Source organism: Helicobacter pullorum NCTC 12824 (genome assembly GCF_017979475.1).
GTDB lineage: Bacteria > Campylobacterota > Campylobacteria > Campylobacterales > Helicobacteraceae > Helicobacter_D > Helicobacter_D pullorum.
In genome coordinates, this window is sequence record NZ_JAERIT010000005.1 from 71,603 (window position 1) to 89,322 (window position 17,720).

General features: G+C 33.4%; 22 protein-coding genes. 21 read left to right on the plus strand and 1 reads right to left on the minus strand.

Annotated elements, in window-relative coordinates:
- Positions 1–43 precede the first annotated feature (43 nt).
- From JJQ98_RS05050 to folE, 21 genes are all read left to right on the plus strand, one after another.
- The gene (locus JJQ98_RS05050) at positions 44–946 is read left to right on the plus strand and encodes a methionyl-tRNA formyltransferase (protein WP_065830848.1); all 903 of its coding nucleotides are present in this window, start codon (positions 44–46) and stop codon (positions 944–946) included.
- On the plus strand, positions 946–1,578 hold the full coding sequence (locus JJQ98_RS05055) for a biotin--[acetyl-CoA-carboxylase] ligase (RefSeq protein ID WP_005021011.1): 633 nt from the start codon (positions 946–948) through the stop codon (positions 1,576–1,578). Before JJQ98_RS05050 ends, JJQ98_RS05055 begins: the two co-directional genes overlap by 1 nt.
- 11 nt (positions 1,579–1,589) lie before the next feature.
- Positions 1,590–2,378, plus strand: a complete 789-nt coding sequence (locus tag JJQ98_RS05060; protein WP_005021012.1) for a ParA family protein — start codon at positions 1,590–1,592, stop codon at positions 2,376–2,378.
- The gene (locus JJQ98_RS05065; protein WP_151104607.1) at positions 2,378–3,271 is read left to right on the plus strand and encodes a ParB/RepB/Spo0J family partition protein; all 894 of its coding nucleotides are present in this window, start codon (positions 2,378–2,380) and stop codon (positions 3,269–3,271) included. The genes JJQ98_RS05060 and JJQ98_RS05065 overlap by 1 nt, the downstream gene beginning before the upstream one ends.
- Before the next feature lie 68 nt (positions 3,272–3,339).
- On the plus strand, positions 3,340–3,765 hold the full coding sequence (locus JJQ98_RS05070; protein WP_065828411.1) for a FoF1 ATP synthase subunit B': 426 nt from the start codon (positions 3,340–3,342) through the stop codon (positions 3,763–3,765).
- 9 nt (positions 3,766–3,774) lie between these two features.
- Entirely contained in the window at positions 3,775–4,290 is a 516-nt protein-coding gene (locus JJQ98_RS05075) for a F0F1 ATP synthase subunit B (protein WP_005021015.1), read from the plus strand.
- 1 nt (position 4,291) lies between these two features.
- Positions 4,292–4,828, plus strand: coding sequence for a F0F1 ATP synthase subunit delta (locus JJQ98_RS05080; RefSeq protein WP_134044423.1), 537 nt, complete (start codon positions 4,292–4,294; stop codon positions 4,826–4,828).
- 20 nt (positions 4,829–4,848) lie between these two features.
- Positions 4,849–6,363, plus strand: a complete 1,515-nt coding sequence (atpA, locus tag JJQ98_RS05085; protein WP_005021017.1) for a F0F1 ATP synthase subunit alpha — start codon at positions 4,849–4,851, stop codon at positions 6,361–6,363.
- Positions 6,364–6,376: 13 nt separating this feature from the next.
- Positions 6,377–7,264, plus strand: a complete 888-nt coding sequence (gene atpG / locus JJQ98_RS05090) for an ATP synthase F1 subunit gamma (protein WP_005021018.1) — start codon at positions 6,377–6,379, stop codon at positions 7,262–7,264.
- Positions 7,265–7,288: 24 nt separating this feature from the next.
- Positions 7,289–8,692: a F0F1 ATP synthase subunit beta gene (atpD, locus tag JJQ98_RS05095; protein WP_005021019.1), complete on the plus strand. Its 1,404-nt coding sequence runs from the start codon at positions 7,289–7,291 to the stop codon at positions 8,690–8,692.
- A gap of 9 nt (positions 8,693–8,701) precedes the next feature.
- Positions 8,702–9,094: an ATP synthase F1 subunit epsilon gene (gene atpC, locus JJQ98_RS05100; RefSeq protein ID WP_005021020.1), complete on the plus strand. Its 393-nt coding sequence runs from the start codon at positions 8,702–8,704 to the stop codon at positions 9,092–9,094.
- Positions 9,091–9,663, plus strand: coding sequence for a MotA/TolQ/ExbB proton channel family protein (locus JJQ98_RS05105; protein ID WP_005021022.1), 573 nt, complete (start codon positions 9,091–9,093; stop codon positions 9,661–9,663). The genes atpC and JJQ98_RS05105 overlap by 4 nt, the downstream gene beginning before the upstream one ends.
- Before the next feature lie 7 nt (positions 9,664–9,670).
- Positions 9,671–10,069 carry an ExbD/TolR family protein gene (locus JJQ98_RS05110; RefSeq protein WP_005021023.1) on the plus strand — a complete coding sequence of 133 codons (399 nt, stop codon included), beginning with the start codon at positions 9,671–9,673 and terminating at the stop codon, positions 10,067–10,069.
- Positions 10,062–10,820 carry an energy transducer TonB gene (locus JJQ98_RS05115; protein ID WP_060661138.1) on the plus strand — a complete coding sequence of 253 codons (759 nt, stop codon included), beginning with the start codon at positions 10,062–10,064 and terminating at the stop codon, positions 10,818–10,820. The genes JJQ98_RS05110 and JJQ98_RS05115 overlap by 8 nt, the downstream gene beginning before the upstream one ends.
- Position 10,821: 1 nt before the next feature.
- Positions 10,822–12,102 (plus strand): Tol-Pal system protein TolB, encoded by a 1,281-nt coding sequence (gene tolB / locus JJQ98_RS05120; protein WP_060661139.1) that lies wholly within the window; start codon positions 10,822–10,824, stop codon positions 12,100–12,102.
- Positions 12,103–12,166: 64 nt separating this feature from the next.
- Positions 12,167–12,685: an OmpA family protein gene (locus JJQ98_RS05125; RefSeq protein WP_005021027.1), complete on the plus strand. Its 519-nt coding sequence runs from the start codon at positions 12,167–12,169 to the stop codon at positions 12,683–12,685.
- Positions 12,686–12,697: 12 nt separating this feature from the next.
- Entirely contained in the window at positions 12,698–13,654 is a 957-nt protein-coding gene (locus JJQ98_RS05130; RefSeq protein WP_210670785.1) for a tetratricopeptide repeat protein, read from the plus strand.
- A 10-nt stretch (positions 13,655–13,664) separates the two neighbouring features.
- Complete coding sequence (locus tag JJQ98_RS05135; protein WP_005021029.1) at positions 13,665–14,180, plus strand: FKBP-type peptidyl-prolyl cis-trans isomerase; 516 nt, start codon at positions 13,665–13,667, stop codon at positions 14,178–14,180.
- Positions 14,181–14,195: 15 nt separating this feature from the next.
- Entirely contained in the window at positions 14,196–15,332 is a 1,137-nt protein-coding gene (gene truD, locus JJQ98_RS05140; RefSeq protein WP_151104606.1) for a tRNA pseudouridine(13) synthase TruD, read from the plus strand.
- Complete coding sequence (gene htpX / locus JJQ98_RS05145) at positions 15,332–16,255, plus strand: zinc metalloprotease HtpX (protein WP_060661141.1); 924 nt, start codon at positions 15,332–15,334, stop codon at positions 16,253–16,255. The genes truD and htpX overlap by 1 nt, the downstream gene beginning before the upstream one ends.
- A gap of 9 nt (positions 16,256–16,264) precedes the next feature.
- On the plus strand, positions 16,265–16,807 hold the full coding sequence (folE, locus tag JJQ98_RS05150) for a GTP cyclohydrolase I FolE (protein ID WP_005021034.1): 543 nt from the start codon (positions 16,265–16,267) through the stop codon (positions 16,805–16,807).
- Here the strand turns inward: folE and JJQ98_RS05155 are convergent.
- Positions 16,804–17,703 carry a DUF2156 domain-containing protein gene (locus tag JJQ98_RS05155; RefSeq protein ID WP_054194971.1) on the minus strand — a complete coding sequence of 300 codons (900 nt, stop codon included), beginning with the start codon at positions 17,701–17,703 and terminating at the stop codon, positions 16,804–16,806. The genes folE and JJQ98_RS05155 overlap by 4 nt on opposite strands.
- Between the last annotated feature and the right edge of the window lie 17 nt (positions 17,704–17,720).

Consider the following 17,720-nt stretch of genomic DNA (forward strand, 5'->3'; position numbering starts at 1 on the left):
ATTTTGAAGTATGATTCCCAAATGATTTTGCAAAGGCGATAAAATGAATATTGTATTTATGGGGACACCTTCTTATGCAGCAGTAATTTTGGAATCTCTTCTAAAAAGCCATACTATTAAAGCTTTGGTTTGTCAGCCAGACAAAAGGGCGGGGCGGGATATGCAATTAAAAATGCCAGCTACCAAAGAATTGTTATTAAAAAGTGGCTTGGAAGTGCCTATTTTACAGCCACAAGCTCTTGATTTGGATTTTGTAGATTTACTCAAACAAATACAATTTGACATTATTGTTGTAGCTGCTTTTGGGAAAATACTCCCAAAAGAGATTTTGAATCTCGCACCTTGTGTAAATTTGCATACCTCAATATTGCCAAAATATCGAGGAGCAAGCCCTATACAAGAAAGCATTTTGGCTAATGAAAAGTTTTTTGGCGTTACACTTATGAAAATGGAAGAAGGATTGGATAGTGGAGATATTTTGGGGATGAGGATTATCAAGAATCATCAGCAAAATTCAAAAGAACTCTTTGGTGAATTATCAAATGCAGCGGCTATTTTGACTTTGCAATATTTAGAAAAAAGAGATTTGATTGTCCCTATGCAGCAAATAGGGGCTGATGCCACTTATTGCAAGAAAATCAAAAAAGAAATGGGGATAGTGGATTTTGGTGATGCAGAAAATTTGTATCGCAAGGCGTTGGCTTATGAGGGGTGGCCCGAAATTTTTTTGAAAAATGGCTTAAAAATCAAAGAAGTTGTTTTAAATGAAATTCAAAGTTGTAATTTAGCAGGAGAAATATTAGAAATCACAGAAGATAAGATTTTGGTAGGTTGTCTGCAAGGAAGTGTGTGGATAGGGACTTTGCAAGCACCTTCTAAAAAAGCGATGAGTGCTTATCAATATTTGCAAGGAAGAAGATTAAGAAAGGGTGATATTTTAAGCTAATGAAAGTAATTGTTTTTGAGGAATTGCCTTCAACTCATCTCTTTTTGGCAGAAAAGATTAAAAATCAAGAAATATTGCCTCCCGTTTTGGTTTTGACTCATCATCAAAGTAATGGAATAGGAAGTAGAGGAAATGTATGGAATGAGGTTAAAAAGGGTTTGTATTTTTCTTTTGCACTCTATGAAGAGGATTTGCCAGAAGACTTGGCATTAGAATCTGTTTCGATTTATTTTGGTTATATTTTTAAAGAAGTTTTGGCTAAAAATGGTTCAAAGGTTTGTTTGAAATGGCCTAACGATTTGTATTTGGGGCAAAAAAAAATCGGTGGAATTTTATGCACAAAAATCAAAAATGTCATTTTAGTGGGGATTGGGTTAAATTTGAATGCAGAATGTTCAGAGTTTGGCGATTTGGATATTGAAATTTCTAGGGAAGAAATAATCAATGATTTTATTAAGGAAATAAAAAAATATACATGGAAGCAAATTTTTAGCAAATATAAGTTAGAATTCTTCCAAAATTTTAACTATAGTTTTCATCATAAGGGCAAGCTTATTTCGCTAAAAGAGGCTCAGCTTTTGGAAGATGGCTCTATTTTGTTAAAGGGTGAAAGAATTTATAGTCTAAGATAATGGAGCGGAAAATGTGTGAAGTGATTTGTATAGCAAATCAAAAAGGTGGGGTTGGGAAAACAACGACAGCAGTAAATTTGGCAGCCTCTTTGGCGGTTGAAGAAAAAAAGGTATTATTGATTGATGCTGATCCTCAAGCAAATGCAACAACAAGCTTGGGATACCACAGAAATAGCATTGAATTTAATATCTATCATGTTTTAATAGGCACCAAAAAAATTTCACAAATTATACAAAAGACTTCGATTCCTACATTATTCTTAGCTCCCTCAAATATCGGTTTAGTTGGTATTGAAAAGGAATTTTATAGTCAAAAACGCAATGGTAGAGAGTTGATACTTAAAAAAAAGATTGAAGAGGCAAGCACGGCTTATGATTATATCATTATAGATTCTCCGCCCGCATTAGGACCGCTTACTATTAATGCCTTAAGCGCATCAGATTCTGTGATTATTCCTATACAATGTGAGTTTTTTGCATTAGAGGGATTAGCGCAATTGCTAAATACCATTAAATTATTAAAAAAAGAGATTAATCCTGATTTGCAAATCAAAGGTTTATTGCCAACAATGTATAGCGGTCAAAATAATCTTTCACGCCAAGTTTTTACGGATTTGTTGCAACATTTTGAAGGGCAATTAATCAAAAACAATAACACAGAAAATATCATAGCAATTCCGCGTAATATTAAACTTGCAGAATCTCCGAGTTTTGGAAAGCCTGTAATTTTGTATGATATTCGTTCTCAAGGGAATATTGCTTATCAGAATCTTGCTAAAGCTATTTTAAAGAGGGCTTAATGGCGAAAAAGAATGCAGGTTTGGGGCGTGGGCTTAGTGCGATTTTGGGGGAAGTTGAGGAAGCATATCAAAATAATTTAAATGATAATTCTGGGTTGGTGGTTGAAATTGAAATTGACAAAATCAAACCAAATCCCTTGCAACCAAGAAAGGTTTTTGATAATGAGAGTTTGCAAGAATTAGCAGCTTCTATTCAAGAGCATGGACTTTTGCAGCCTATTTTGGTTTATGAAGATATGGATAATTCTGATGAATATTTTTTGATTGCTGGTGAGCGTCGCCTAAGGGCTAGTAAGATAGCACACAAAGAAAGCATTAAGGCAATTATTGTAGATGTTCAAGAAGAGAAATTAAGGGAATTAGCACTCATTGAAAATATCCAAAGAGAGGATTTAAACCCCATTGACTTGGCTCAATCTTATAAAGAATTAATAGAAGATTATGGGATTACACACGAAGAATTAGCTAAGAAGTTATCAAAATCAAGAACACAAATTACTAATACTCTTCGTTTGTTGGAGTTGGATAAAAATGTGCAAAAGTATGTTTTGGAGAATAAAATCTCTCAAGGACATGCAAAGGTGCTGGTTGCCTTACCTAAAGAACAGCAAAATATTATTGCAAATTCTATCATTGGGCAAAAGCTAAGTGTGCATGATACAGAAAATCTTATTAGAAAATTAAAAGAAGGGCAATTGCAAGATAAAAAAATCCCTTCTTTGGCTCAAAATAGAATCTCTTCGCATTCAAAAGAGCAATTGGAGAAAATCTGCAAGGCAATACAAAAACAAAATTTGAATATAAAATTGCAAAAAAACAAAATAATTGTAGAGTTTAGTAACGACGAGGAGGTGGAGAGGTTTAGTAAAATTTTACCAAATATAAGTTTTTAAGAAAAACTTAGAAAAAGTCGTGATAAAATTAGAAACATTTTTATTTCAATAAAAAGAAAGGAGTTCAAATGACTATTATCCCAACTCCTTGGGTGATGGCGTTAGTATTTGTTACTTTTCTTGTCTTGGTTTATTTATTGAATCGTATTTTGTATAAACCTTTGTTGGGGTTTATGGAAGCGCGCGATTCTTCAATAAAAAAAGATAGTGAAGGTATCGAGGGGAATGCAACAGAAATCAAAGCATTGAAGAAAGAGATTGAGGAAATTTTGCACAATGCAAAACAAGAAGCAGCCCTTATCAAAAACAAAGCACAAGAAGATGCTAAACAAAAAGCAGAGGCTAAGATTGCTCAAAAAAGAGAAGAGTTGAATATAAAGTATAAAGATTTTGTCGTTGGATTGGATGAAGAGAAAATCAATCTACGCAATTCTTTATTGTCTCAAGTTCCTCTTTTTAAAGAAAGCTTAAAAGCAAAACTTGGTAAATTATAGGAAGAAGAAATGAAGAAGAATATTTATTTTTTAGTTTTTGTATTTTCTCCATGTATGCTTTTTGCAGCTTCTGGAAGTGGTGAAGTGGATATTGTAGAGAGGACGATTAATTTTGTAATATTTTTTGCCCTTATTTATTATTTTGCAGCTGATAAAATAAAAGCCGTTTTCAAAGAAAGGCGTGAGGGAATAGCGGATTCTTTGGCAAAGATTCAAGAAAAATTGCAAGAATCCAAAAAAGCAAAGCAAAAAGTTATGAATGAATTAGAGGAAGCAAAGAAAAATGCAAAAGAGATTATAGAGACAGCTCACAAAGAATCTTCTATCATTTTGCAAAAATCTGAAGAAAATACTAAAAATGAGATTGAACATTTGGTGCGTCAATTTAATGAGAGTATGGCATTTGAAAGAAGAAAAATGGAAAAGCTTGTTATTAGTGAGATTTTAAATGAGTTTTTAAATCAAGATGCTGTTGTATTGAATAAAGATATTTTGGCACAAGCCTTATTGAAAAAGGTTGCATAAAATGAAAGAGTTGATTGCAAAAAGATACATTAAGGCATTGTCACAAAGCCTAAAACAAAAAGAATTGGAAGAAAGTTTGCAAATATTGGAAAAACTTGCTAATGTTTGCACAATTAACAAGTTTCAGGAAATTATGGATTCTCCATATATTAGTGTTGAGCAAAAGATTGAATTTATTTTGCAAGTCATTTTGGAAAATAAATCTAATTCAAAGTTTGCTAATTTTATTAGGATTTTAGCCGAACATAAAAGATTGGATTTATTTCAAGAATTGTATGCAGAATTATCTAGCTATTTGGCTTCTTTGAATAAAGAATATGTGGCAAAACTGATGGTAAGTGATGCCTATGATGAAGCGGTATTAAAAGAAATAGAGAGTAAGTTTAGCCAAAAATTGGGTGTTAATTTGGTGTTAGAGCAGCAAATTACCCAAAAAAATGGGATTAAACTAGTGGTAGAAGATTTGGGAGTTGAAATCTCTTTTTCTCAAGAGAGATTCATTCAAGATTTGAAAAACCATATTTTTAGAGCATTTTAAATTTTAAATAAGGAGTAATAGTGGTAGCAAAGTTACAAGCTGATGAAATTAGTTCCATCATTAAAGAGAGAATTGACAATTTTGAGTTAGATTTAAATATTGCACAGACAGGAAAAGTTATCGCTTATGCTGATGGTGTTGCAAAAGTTTATGGCTTAAAAGATGCTATGAGTTATGAAATGGTTGAATTTGATACCGGCGATAAAGGACTAGCATCGAGTTTGGAAGAAGGCAGTGTAGGTGTAGTTGTTTTGGGAGCTGGAAAAGAAATCAAAGAAGGCACTTCTGTAAAACGACTCGGGAAGCTTTTACGTGTTCCTGTAGGTGATGATTTAATGGGAAGAGTTGTTAATGCATTAGGGGAGCCTATTGATGGAAAAGGTGCAATTGAAGCCAAAGAGTATAGATTTATGGAAGAAAAAGCACCCGGAATTATGGCAAGAAAATCTGTGCATGAACCATTACAAACCGGTATTAAAGCTATCGATGCACTTGTGCCAATTGGTAGAGGGCAAAGAGAGTTGATTATCGGAGATAGACAGACAGGTAAAACCACTGTGGCAATTGATACTATCATCAATCAAAAAGGACAAGATGTAGTATGTATTTATGTAGCTATCGGACAAAAAGAATCCACTGTAGCACAAGTAGTTAGAAAATTAGAAGAACATGGTGCAATGGAATATACTATTATTGTTAATGCGCCTGCTTCTGATTCTGCTGCTATGCAATATTTAGCGCCTTATGCGGGTGTTACAATGGGTGAGTATTTTAGAGATAATGGAAGACATGCTTTGATTGTTTATGATGATTTAAGTAAGCACGCAGTTGCTTATCGTGAAATGTCTTTGATTTTGAGACGCCCTCCTGGTCGTGAAGCATTCCCCGGAGATGTTTTTTACTTGCATTCAAGATTGTTAGAAAGAGCTGCAAAAGTAAGTGATGAGCTTGGAGCTGGTTCTTTAACTGCATTGCCTATCATTGAGACACAAGCAGGAGATGTTGCGGCTTATATTCCAACAAATGTTATTTCAATTACAGATGGACAAATTTTCCTTGAAACAGATTTGTTTAACTCCGGGATTCGTCCTGCTATCAATGTTGGACTTTCTGTATCTCGCGTTGGTGGTGCTGCACAAATTAAAGCAACTAAGCAAGTTTCAGGGACATTGAGATTAGATTTAGCACAATATAGAGAACTTCAAGCGTTTGCACAATTTGCTTCAGATCTTGATGAAACAAGTAGAAAGCAGCTTGATAGAGGGCAAAGAATGGTGGAAGTTTTGAAGCAACCTCCTTATTCTCCATTGCCAATTGAAAGACAAGTGGTAATTATTTTTGCTGGAGCAAGAGGCTTTATGGATGATATTTCAGTAGCAAATATTACAAAATTTGAAGCAGACTTGTATCCATTCTTGGAAGCAAAGTATCCTCAAATTTTTGAAGATATTCGCTCTAAAAAAATGCTTGATAAAGATATTGAGGAAACTCTCAGTAAAGCTTTAGAAGAATTCAAAGCTGGTTTTTCAGTGTAAGTAGGGAGTTGTTATGGGAAACAACTTAAAAGATATTCGAAAACAAATTTCAAGTGTATTAAATACGCAAAAAACTACGCGTGCAATGAAGCTTGTTTCTACTTCTAAATTGAAAAAAGCCGATGAAATGGCAAGGCATTCAAAAATGTATGCTGGCAAAATTGTAGAAGTTATTGCAGAGATTAAGGCTAGGGTAGCAAATGGGGAAAATATCCAAGATAATCCTTATTTTGCCCCCGAAAATAAAGAAATAGGTCTCATAGATATTGTTTTGATTACTGCTGATAAAGGATTGTGTGGCGGATTTAATATTAATACAATTAAAGAAGTAAATCGCATTATCGCAGAACATAAAGCAAAAAATATGAAAGTTCGTTTGCGTGTAGTTGGAAAAAAAGCAATTGAATATTATAAATTTAATGAAATTGAAGTATTAGATAGTGTTGTTGGGTTAAGTGCGACGCCTGATTATACGCAAGCTGCAGATTTCATCAATAAAGCTGTGAGCGATTATTTGCAGGGGATAACTTCAAAAATCATTTTGGTGCATAATGGTTTTAAAAATATGATTTCTCAAGAAATGAAAGTATCCCAGCTTTTGCCTATTGAAAGCATTGAAGCATCACAAGAGCAAAATTCAATTTTGGAAATTGAGCCTAGTGAGCAAGAAAAGGAAGTTTTGAATCAACTTGCAAAAAAATACATTGAATTTAGTATGTATTATGCACTTGTAGATTCATTAGCGGCAGAACATAGTGCAAGAATGCAAGCAATGGATGCTGCAACAAATAATGCAGGTGAATTGGCAAAGAGTTTGACAGTGGCTTATAATAAAGCAAGACAAGAAGCAATAACAACAGAGCTGGTAGAAATTAATACCGGTGTTGAGTCAATGAAATAAGGAGTGTAATAAATGTCAGAAAATATGGTAGGAAAAATTATTCAAGTAATGGGTCCTGTTGTGGATATTGATTTTGAATCATATCTTCCAGCAATTAATGAAGCGTTAGATATTGATTTTGTTGTAGATAATCAATCAAGAAAATTAGTGTTAGAAGTTGCTGCTCATATCGGAGATAATCGAGTAAGAGCTATTGCAATGGATATGACAGAAGGTTTAACAAGAGGGGAAAAAGTTGTAGCAAGAGGAAATCCAATCACAGTGCCTGTAGGTGAGCAGGTTTTGGGTAGAATCTTTAATGTTACAGGAGATGTAATTGATGGTGGAGAAGAATTGAATAATCCAGAAAAATGGTCAATTCACAGAGCGGCTCCTACTTTTGAAAACCAAAGCACCAAAACAGAAATGTTTGAAACAGGGATTAAAGTTGTAGATTTATTAGCGCCTTATTCAAAAGGTGGTAAAGTAGGTTTGTTTGGTGGTGCTGGTGTTGGTAAAACTGTTGTTATTATGGAGCTTATCCATAATGTTGCTTTTAAACATAGTGGCTATTCTGTTTTTGCAGGAGTTGGAGAAAGAACAAGAGAGGGAAATGACCTTTATCATGAAATGAAAGAATCGGGGGTTTTGGATAAAGTTGCTTTGTGCTATGGGCAAATGAATGAACCACCGGGTGCTAGAAATAGAATCGCATTTACTGGTTTGACAATGGCAGAATATTTCCGTGATGAAAAAGGGCTAGATGTATTGATGTTTATTGATAATATCTTTAGATACGCTCAATCAGGTGCAGAAATGTCAGCTTTGTTGGGTAGAATCCCTTCGGCTGTTGGTTATCAGCCTACACTTGCAAGTGAAATGGGCAAATTGCAAGAAAGAATTACTTCTACCAAAAAGGGTTCTATCACTTCTGTTCAAGCTGTTTATGTGCCTGCAGATGACTTAACAGACCCTGCGCCTGCTTCTGTTTTTGCACACCTTGATGCTACAACGGTTTTAAATAGAAAAATTGCAGAAAAGGGAATTTATCCAGCAGTGGATCCATTGGATTCTACTTCTAGGATTCTTGATCCACAAGTAGTTGGAGAAGAGCATTATAAAATTGCAACAAGTGTTCAACAAGTATTGCAAAAATATAAAGATTTACAAGATATTATTGCAATTTTGGGTATGGATGAGCTTTCAGAAGAGGACAAAAAAGTTGTTGAAAGAGCAAGAAAAATTGAAAAATTCCTTTCACAACCATTCTTTGTTGCAGAGGTATTTACTGGAAGTCCGGGAAAATATGTTACATTGCAAGAGACTTTGGAAGGATTTAGAGGTATTTTGGAAGGTAAATATGATCATATTCCAGAAAATGCGTTTTATATGGTAGGTAGCATTAATGAAGTTCTTGAAAAAGCAGAGAAAATGAAGGCGGGTGCATAAGGAGCTTTAATGGAAACCTTGAAATTGGATATTGTAACTCCAGAAGGTAAAATTTTTTCTAATGATGTCAAAAGTGTAACTCTCCCCGGAAGTGAGGGAGAATTTGGCGTTCTACCGGGGCACATTGGCATTGTTACTACGCTAAATAGCGGTGTAATTGAAATTGAAAAAAAAGATGGCAAAAGAGAAATAGTTGCTATCAATTGGGGTTATGCAAAAGTTGATGAAACTAGCGTAGATGTTTTGGCAGAAGGTGCAGTGGATATTAATGGCGATAGTGAGAGTGAGATTGCTCAAGCTATTGCTAATGCTAAAAAACTGCTTGAAGATTCTACGGATAATAAGGTTGCTGTTTCTATGGTTGTTTCACGGATTGAAAATTCTGCAAAGAGTATATTGTGAATCTTCTTTCTTTCAGTGGCGATTATGGAATCACAACAATAGTTGTTCTTGTATGGCTTTCTTTGTATTTTATTTTTGTGGTATGGGTTTTTTTGTATCGCTATATTCGTTTATCTGTATTGACAAGAGGTGAAAAAGAATGCTTGGAGGATTTGCTAAGGGGTAGAAATCTACTCCCTAGAAATTCTATATTAAATATCAATTTAGGAAAAATAGACAAAAAACCAACAGAATCAATGTTGCAATATTCTATCAATAAGGCAATCAAAGATTCTACTGCTGGTTTGACTTTTTTGGGAATAGTGGCTTCAACTGCTCCCTTTATTGGCTTGTTTGGGACGGTCGTTGAAATATTAGAGGCATTTTCTAAGTTGGGTATGGATTCTAAAGCTACTTTGGATGTTATAGCTCCAGTAATTTCAAAAGCATTGATTGCGACAGCTGCTGGTATTTTGACGGCAATACCTGCTTATTCTTTTAATCTTGTTTTAAAAAGAAAAGTTTTTGAATTAAATACCTATTTGCAGCTACAAATAAATGTTTTAATGTCCTCCAAAAATGAGCATTAGAGATAGTATGAAAGTGAATTTTAATTGGGAAGAGAATCCAGAGCTTAATATCACTCCATTGGTGGATATTATGCTTGTGTTGTTGGCAATTTTAATGGTAACAGCACCTGTGATTGTTTATCAAGAGGAAATAGCACTTCCGCAGGGTTCTAAAACTGCGAAAATGCAAGAAGATTCAAAGATTGAAATAAGGGTAGATATCAAAAGAAATATTTATCTAAAAGACAATGTTTTGGATTTTAAAAGCTTTCCAGATGCCTTTATAGCTTTTGTCAATGGATATGATAGAAATACACAAGTTTATATTAGGGCTGATAAAAATCTTAAGTATGATGATATTATTTATATTTTAAAGATTGCTAAGCAAAGTGGATTTAGCAGAGTTTCATTAGTGACTGATGGGTAATTTTTTCTTAGGATTGTTTAGCGGCGGTGTAGCCGTTTTTAGTTATCTTGCTATTCTTTTTTTGTTTTTATGGAATTTTTATTTTCTTGATGAAGCCCCCAAACAATATACTTCTTATAAGGAAACAACTTTTAATATAGAATTGTTTGAGGAAGTAAAAACGATAGAAAAAAAAGAAAAAAATATTCAAAAAACACAAAAAACGCAGAAAAAAATCGAGAATGTTTTAGAACATAAACAAGAAAGTGCTTCTAAAACAGCTAATGTTGGAGTTGGCATTAATGAGTTATTTCAGCAGGTGGAAGCAAAAAGAAATGTTCCAAAAGAAGCATTAAAGCCTCAAAGTCAAGATGATAAAATCGCAAGAAGAAAAAAAGCCTTGCAAAGTATCCAAAAAATAGAGGATAATTTAAAAGAAGATATTGAAAAAATTATCTCTAATGTAGAAGTCAAAAAGACAATGAGTTTTGCAGTCCCAAAAGGGGAATATAATGAATTTTACGCTAAAGTCCAAGAAATTTTATATGAAAATTGGAATCCAATTAAGGATCAAAATGAAAACCAAGCAGAAGTTCAAATTGCAATAGACTATCAGGGTAAGTTTTCTTATGAAATTTTAAAGCTATCTGGAAATTTGGAATTTGATAAAGCTTTAAAAGAGTTTTTGGATATAATGTGTAACAAAGAGTTTCCTCAATATAAAGGTGGAAATAGAACAAATATTATTGTAATTTTCAAAACAGAGGTATAAAATGAAAAAAATTTGTGTATGGGTATTATTGTGTGTAAATTGTTTGTTTGCAAATCAAGAAATAGATGCAACTTTAGAGGTTGTTAAGAAGTTTGGGAATTTGCCTAATATCTTAGTTCAATATAGTGGAAAAGATTATAATCAAAAGGAATATACTCTTAGAATCTTTAAAATGTTGGTTGCAGATTTGAAAGTAACAGGGCATTTTACAGTGCAAGAAGATGGAAATATTGCAAATGAGATGGTATTGAATTTTGATGAATATCGCAAAGCCAAAATTGATCTCATTGCAAGAGTGTCTGCGGAAATATTGCAAGATGGGTTGGTGGTTAATTTGCAGCTTTATGATGCTAATTCAGGGACGCTCGCTTTAAGCAAAGAATATAAAAATTCAAGAGCAGAAACCTATCCTTTTTTGGCACATAAATTAGCAATTGATATTAATGATTATATTCAAGCTCCTAATGTAGATTGGATGGAAAGAATTGTGGTGGTTTCTTATTATACAAAGCCCGGAGAAAGTGAGATTTTATTGAGTGATTATACATTGACTTACAAAAATAGCCTTATAAAAGGCGGATTAAATATCTTTCCAAAATGGGCAAATGAGCAACAAAATGCCTTTTATTATACGAAATATTTAGATAAACCTACTTTATTTAAATATGACTTAACCACAGGGCAAAATACTCAAATTATCAGTAGCGAAGGTATGCTTGTGGCTTCAGATGTTAGCAAAGATTCTACTAAAATATTACTTACTATGGCACCTAATGAGCAGGCAGATATTTTTCTTTATGATATTCCAAGTGCGAAACTTACAAAGCTAACAAATTATCGCGGGATCGATGTAAGTGGAAATTTCATCGAAGATGAAAAAAGAGTAATGTTTATTTCTGATCGTTTAGGTTATCCAAATGTATTTGCAATTTCTGTGGAGGGTGAAGCTAATGGGAGCTTAGAGCAAATGGTATTCCATGGCAGAAATAATAACGCAGCAAATGCGTTTGGGGAGTATATTGTGTATTCAAGTCGTGAAACTAATGAGGACTTTAGTCGAAATACTTTTAATCTTTATTTGGTATCTACCAAAAGCGATTTTATTAGGCGATTGAGTGCAAATGGTATCAATCAACTTCCCCGTTTCTCAAAAGATGGTGAAACTATCATGTATGTCAAACATGAATCTAATCAAAGTGCTTTGGGAATTATACGCCTAAATTACAATAAAACTTTATTATTTCCATTGCGTGGCGGCATTATTCAATCAATGGATTGGTAGTTTGTATAATTTTTGAAAATATGTTACAATGCTTGATATTTTTATTTATAGGGAGAAAGTTTATATGAAAAAAAGTTTAGTTTTAGGTTCATTGGCAGCTGCATTGTTGATGGTTGGTTGTAGTCAAAAAAGTGGTGTAGATACAAGTGCTTCACAAACACAAAATATGCAAAATGCACAACAAGGTTATGTGGCAGGCAAAGATAATTTTGTGAATATTGAGGATAGAATCCAGTATGTAGAAAATGGATTGCAAAATATTTTCTTCAATTTTGATCAATTTTCAATTCGTCCAGATATGCAAAATGCAGTAGATAATGATGCTAATGTTTTAAAAGATACTGCTGCAAATCCTCTAACAGTAAGAATTGAAGGTAATACTGATGAGTGGGGAACAGATGAATATAATTATGCTTTGGGATTGAAAAGAGCAGTTGCAGTTAAGGATGCTTTGGTGGCTAGAGGTGTAAGTGAAGGTAAAATGGTGCTTGTAAGCTATGGTGAAAGTAAGCCTACTTGTATGGAAAAAACAAGAGAGTGCTGGGCAGAGAATAGAAAAGTTACCTTTAAAATGTTGCCATAAGTAATAAGATAGATGAAATTGCAAAAACCAATTATTGCTAGTGCATTATTAATTAGCTTTTTGTATGGAGTAGAACCATCAGCTTTTAATGCTGGAGGTGACGCTCCCCTTAAAACAGAGACACAAATACTTAACGAAAGGCTTTTTAATCTTTCTAATAAAGTTAAAATGCTTGATGAATCACAAGAAGGTTTAAAAAGTGTTTTTGAGGGCCAAATAAAAAGAATGCAAGAATTTTCTAGTCAATTAAGTCAAATGGCTGATGAAAATAATGCGACAATCTCACAGATGAAAGAGCAGGTGAATACTAATTTTGCATTGCAGAATGAGAATATCGAAAAACTGCAAGCTAGTATTGTAGCACTTGGAGATTTGGTCCAAAAAGTAAATGCACAGACAAAAGTTGAGATTGAAGCATTAAAAAAGGCTATTTTAGATGATATAGAAAGTCAAACTTTGACAGATGAAACAGCTAATAAAGAAGTCAAAAAAGATACAATCAAAGAAGATTCGGTAGAAAATAATGGAAGTGCTCCAAATGCTAATGCAAATATTGCAACCATAGAATCTGCAGAAAATAACCAAAAAGAGTCAAAACAGCCAGAAAAGTCTTTAGCAGAATTTTTTGCAGAAGGTGAAAAACTTTTAGAAGAGAAAAAATATAAATTAGCTGATGAATATTTGCAAACAGCTATAAAGGGTCATTATAAGCCAGCAAGGGGAAATTACTTGCTAGGCGAAATAGCATTTGCACAAGGAAGATATGAAGAGGCAATTTATTATTACAAAACAAGTGCTACACGCTATGATAAAGCAGATTATATGCCGCGGCTTATGTTAAATAGTGCGAAATCATTTGAAAAAATCAATGATAAAGAAAATGCTAAAAAATTTTTAGAAAGTTTAATAGCGCTTTACCCAGATTCCAATGAGGCTAAGGAAGCTGGGAATCTTTTAATAAAAAAATAGGAGACTTTTTATGATAGATAAAAATCAAGTTGTAAGTATTGAATATGAAGTAAAAGAAAATGGGACTGATAAAGTTTTGGATTCTAATGTGGGTGGAAAACCTTTGGAATTTATTATGGGTAGCGGGCAAATTATCAAAGGCTTAGAGGAAGCAATAGCAGAAATGTCTGTTGGTGATAAAAAAGAGGTGATAGTAGCCCCTGTAAATGCCTATGGAGAGTATATTTCAGATTATATACAAGAGGTTCCAAGAGATCAGTTTGTTGGAATTGATTTGCAAGAAGGTATGACGCTTTTTGGGCAAGGCGAGAATGGTGAAACTGTGCAAGTGATTGTTAAAGATTTTAATGATGAAGTTGTAATTGTGGATTATAATCATCCATTAGCAGGAAAAGAATTGAATTTTGTGGTTACAATTCTTGATGCAAGAGAGGCTACAGAAAAGGAACTTGCATGCGGTTTGCATCATCATGAACACCATAATGGAGGCGGTTGTTGTGGAGGCGGAGGCTGTGGTTGCCACTAGAATGAAAGTTAAGGAATGAATTATTCTTACGCTTATACGCATTCAAAAATCGATTTTCATTTTCGACAAAATACGAGAGATTTTGTAGTAGAAGAGATTCCTCTTTATGCTTTTAGTCAAGAGGGAGCTCATCTTATATTAAAGATTCGCAAAAAAAATCTTACCACTTTTGAGCTTATTAATATTTTATCTTCGCATTTTGGAATCAAGGCTCATGAAATAGGTTATGCGGGATTAAAAGATAAAAACGCATTAACCATTCAATACATCAGCATTCCAAAACATCTTTTGAAAAATGTCTCTTTGGATACTTTTTCTCATACTAATATTAAAATCTTAGAAACAACTTCACACAATAATAAAATCAAAATTGGGCATTTAAAGGGGAATAATTTTTTCATTCGCATTAAAAAGCTAGACAATCTTAATTCACAAAAGATTCAGCAGGTTTTAAAACAAATTGAAAGATTTGGGATTCCCAATTATTTTAGTTATCAACGCTTTGGTAAAAATTTGGATAATTATTTGCTGGGCAAGGAAATTGTTGAAGGCAAGAAAAGAATGCGCGATAGAAAAATGCAAAATTTTTTGATTAGTGCATACCAAAGTCATTTATTTAATCAATGGTTGTCTTTGAGAATTGATATTTCACATTTGATAACAAAAATAAAAGAAAGAGAAATCTATCAAGCCTTAGAAATGTATTTTCATACAAAAGAGATTCCACAAGCTTTTTTAGATATGAATTATTGTGAAATGCTAAAAATGCAACCCCATTTTTTTAAAATTTTCTATGGGGATTATATGTGCCATTATCCTTTTGGCAAAAATTTTTTAGTAGAAGAAGAATTATTGGTAGATTCTAGGCGGTTTATGGAGAAAGATATTGCGCCAACTGGTTTATTAAGTGGTATAAAATCGCAAATTTCTCAAAAAGAAGCAGGATTTTTTGAGAGTAAATTCATTGATTCTCGCATTAAAAGTGTAGGGCAAAGGCGATATGCGTGGATTTTTCCCGAGAATCTTCAATTTTTATATAAACAAGAAGAGGCACAAGGGGAATTAAAATTTTTCTTACCCAAAGGTGCATACGCTACTAATTTGCTAAGGGAATTAGCCCATAGAGAGATTATGCAAGAGGAGGAAGAATAATGTTTGATAAAATTATTAGAGAAAATCATTTTAAAACTTTATGTGTTATTGCAATCTATATTTTTATTTTCATTGTAATTGGACTTCTTGTGGATATTATAAGAATCAATGCAACTAGCCTCTCTTTTGGATTTTATGAACTTCTTACTTTTAGGGAGTTTCCATTGGTAACGCTTTGTATGTTGGGTTTAGCTTGTGGGATTGTGTTGTATTGTGTTGGAAATTTTAAGCAGATTTTGTTAAGTGGTAATGAATATAAAGAAATCATTTATGGGCAAGAAATAAGCCCTCAAGAGCGAGAATTAAGCAGAATGCTAGATGAATTGCTGCAAAATGCACAATTGAATTTTCGCCCTAAGTTGTATTTGATGGAAGCTCCCTTTATGAATGCGTTTGCGAGTGGTTGGAATGCGGATAATTCACTCATTGCCCTAACAACGACTTTGGTAAAAAACCTCTCCAAAGATGAAGTAAAAGCGGTAATGGCACATGAACTAAGTCATATTAGGCATGGAGATATTCGTTTGACTTTGGTAGTTGGTGTTTTGAGCAATATTATGTTGTTAGTTGTAAATTATGGGGTTTATATGTTTTTGGGAAATTCAAGGGAAAAAGGAGCAAATGCTGCGCGCAGTATTCTTTTGATTTTGCAATTTGTGTTACCCCTACTTACAATTGTCTTGCAAATGTTTTTAAGTCGCAGTCGTGAATATATGGCAGATTCTGGAGCAGCTTACTTGATGGGAGATAGTACCCCTATGATACGAGCATTGCAAAAAATTAGCGGAAGTTATGCGCAATCAGACTTTAGTGATATTGATACAAATCCAACAAGATCGGCTTTGTATATTGTGGGATTTAAAGAAATATTTAGCACACATCCGAGTATAGAAAATCGCATTAAAGCTTTACTGGGTAAATAAAGGAAAAATATGGAAGAAAAAATTAGAGCCTTTTTTGATTATATTGGAGAAGATAGGGATAGGGAAGGATTGTTGGAAACGCCAATGAGGGTGATAAAGAGTTGGGAGCATCTTTATAGTGGTTATAAGAGCGATCCAAAAGAGATTTTAGGAAAGTGCTTTAGTGATGGAGCTTGTGATGAGATGGTTGTTTTGAAGGATATTGAATTTTATTCTGTATGCGAACATCATCTTTTACCATTTTTTGGGAAAATTTCTATTGGTTATATTCCTGATTCCAAAGTTGTTGGAATCTCTAAGTTGGCAAGGCTTGTAGAGGTGTTTTCAAGGCGTTTGCAGATTCAAGAAAAAATGACCAGTCAAATTGCTGATACCATTATGGAAGTTTTACAGCCTAAGGGTGCAATGGTTGTTGCGGAGGCAAAACATATGTGTATGGTAATGCGTGGAGTAGAAAAACAAAATAGCATAATGACTACTAGTGCAATTCGAGGGCTTTTTAAGAGTGATCATCGCACACGAGAAGAGTTTATGGGGCATATCCGCTCTTAAAGCAAAGAAGCGTCGAATTTTTTTTGTAAATAGAGTGGTTGATAGGATTGCTTTGCTTTTCTTAATCCTTCAATCCCCAAATCTTCCTCCCGATTAACTAGTGTGTAATTACTCCATTCATTTGCTAAAAATTCCCTATTTATAGCTTGGTAGGCACCTTGATATTCAATATCCGCTTTTTCTATATGAATGACAATGGTTTCATCATTGAGTGGTTCTCCAAAGCTAAATGCAATAATTTTATCTTCAACGCGAATAATGCCTCCCTTAAAATCCAAGGAAGGAAATTTTTTAAGAGATTCTATGATGCCGATGTATTCATTTTTTAATCCCTCACTTGCTGTATCGCTTATTTTGCCAAACCATTCTTGGTAAGTTATGATGAGTTCTTCTAAATTATCTTGACAAAGAGATTCGTATTTGAAATCATAACGCTCCACAAAGCGATTAAGGTGAGTTTTTTTCTTGTGATATTTTTTGCCTTTAAGCTCTATAAGTTCTGGAATCGAGTAAATATAATCACTTCTATCTTCTCTATAGGTAAATTTAAAGGTGTTAGGTAAAATAGCTTCTAGCTCTTCTTTATCAACACAGCTTAAAGAGTGTATGGAAAATTCCATACCTTTTGCCTTGCAAATTTCCATAATATCTAAAATAGTTTGTTTTTTTGCTTCTTTGTTGTTATTTTTGTGAAAAGGGTAAAAAATAAAAGGGTTTTGGTTGGGATATTGTGTTTTGATAACTAAACATTCATTTAAGATAATATAGCTAATATGGCGTGAATAATGCCATAGATAGAGATTAGTAAAAGTAAAATCTGACGCAAGAATATGGTTAGCGCTAAAGAAACTATTTATAATTTCTTTATCTTCTATATCGATTGGTTTCCATTGCATTTTTAATTCCTTTCTGT

Bases quoted from the DNA above. Each gene is read 5' to 3' on its own strand.
- JJQ98_RS05050 (WP_065830848.1), top strand. From the start codon at position 44: ATGAATATTGTATTTATGGGGACACCTTCTTATGCAGCAGTAATTTTG.
- JJQ98_RS05055 (WP_005021011.1), top strand. From the start codon at position 946: ATGAAAGTAATTGTTTTTGAGGAATTGCCTTCAACTCATCTCTTTTTG.
- JJQ98_RS05060 (WP_005021012.1), top strand. From the start codon at position 1,590: ATGTGTGAAGTGATTTGTATAGCAAATCAAAAAGGTGGGGTTGGGAAA.
- JJQ98_RS05065 (WP_151104607.1), top strand. From the start codon at position 2,378: ATGGCGAAAAAGAATGCAGGTTTGGGGCGTGGGCTTAGTGCGATTTTG.
- JJQ98_RS05070 (WP_065828411.1), top strand. From the start codon at position 3,340: ATGACTATTATCCCAACTCCTTGGGTGATGGCGTTAGTATTTGTTACT.
- JJQ98_RS05075 (WP_005021015.1), top strand. From the start codon at position 3,775: ATGAAGAAGAATATTTATTTTTTAGTTTTTGTATTTTCTCCATGTATG.
- JJQ98_RS05080 (WP_134044423.1), top strand. From the start codon at position 4,292: ATGAAAGAGTTGATTGCAAAAAGATACATTAAGGCATTGTCACAAAGC.
- atpG (WP_005021018.1), top strand. From the start codon at position 6,377: ATGGGAAACAACTTAAAAGATATTCGAAAACAAATTTCAAGTGTATTA.
- atpD (WP_005021019.1), top strand. From the start codon at position 7,289: ATGGTAGGAAAAATTATTCAAGTAATGGGTCCTGTTGTGGATATTGAT.
- atpC (WP_005021020.1), top strand. From the start codon at position 8,702: ATGGAAACCTTGAAATTGGATATTGTAACTCCAGAAGGTAAAATTTTT.
- JJQ98_RS05110 (WP_005021023.1), top strand. From the start codon at position 9,671: ATGAAAGTGAATTTTAATTGGGAAGAGAATCCAGAGCTTAATATCACT.
- JJQ98_RS05115 (WP_060661138.1), top strand. From the start codon at position 10,062: ATGGGTAATTTTTTCTTAGGATTGTTTAGCGGCGGTGTAGCCGTTTTT.
- tolB (WP_060661139.1), top strand. From the start codon at position 10,822: ATGAAAAAAATTTGTGTATGGGTATTATTGTGTGTAAATTGTTTGTTT.
- JJQ98_RS05125 (WP_005021027.1), top strand. From the start codon at position 12,167: ATGAAAAAAAGTTTAGTTTTAGGTTCATTGGCAGCTGCATTGTTGATG.
- JJQ98_RS05130 (WP_210670785.1), top strand. From the start codon at position 12,698: ATGAAATTGCAAAAACCAATTATTGCTAGTGCATTATTAATTAGCTTT.
- JJQ98_RS05135 (WP_005021029.1), top strand. From the start codon at position 13,665: ATGATAGATAAAAATCAAGTTGTAAGTATTGAATATGAAGTAAAAGAA.
- truD (WP_151104606.1), top strand. From the start codon at position 14,196: ATGAATTATTCTTACGCTTATACGCATTCAAAAATCGATTTTCATTTT.
- htpX (WP_060661141.1), top strand. From the start codon at position 15,332: ATGTTTGATAAAATTATTAGAGAAAATCATTTTAAAACTTTATGTGTT.
- folE (WP_005021034.1), top strand. From the start codon at position 16,265: ATGGAAGAAAAAATTAGAGCCTTTTTTGATTATATTGGAGAAGATAGG.
- JJQ98_RS05155 (WP_054194971.1), bottom strand. From the start codon at position 17,703: ATGCAATGGAAACCAATCGATATAGAAGATAAAGAAATTATAAATAGT.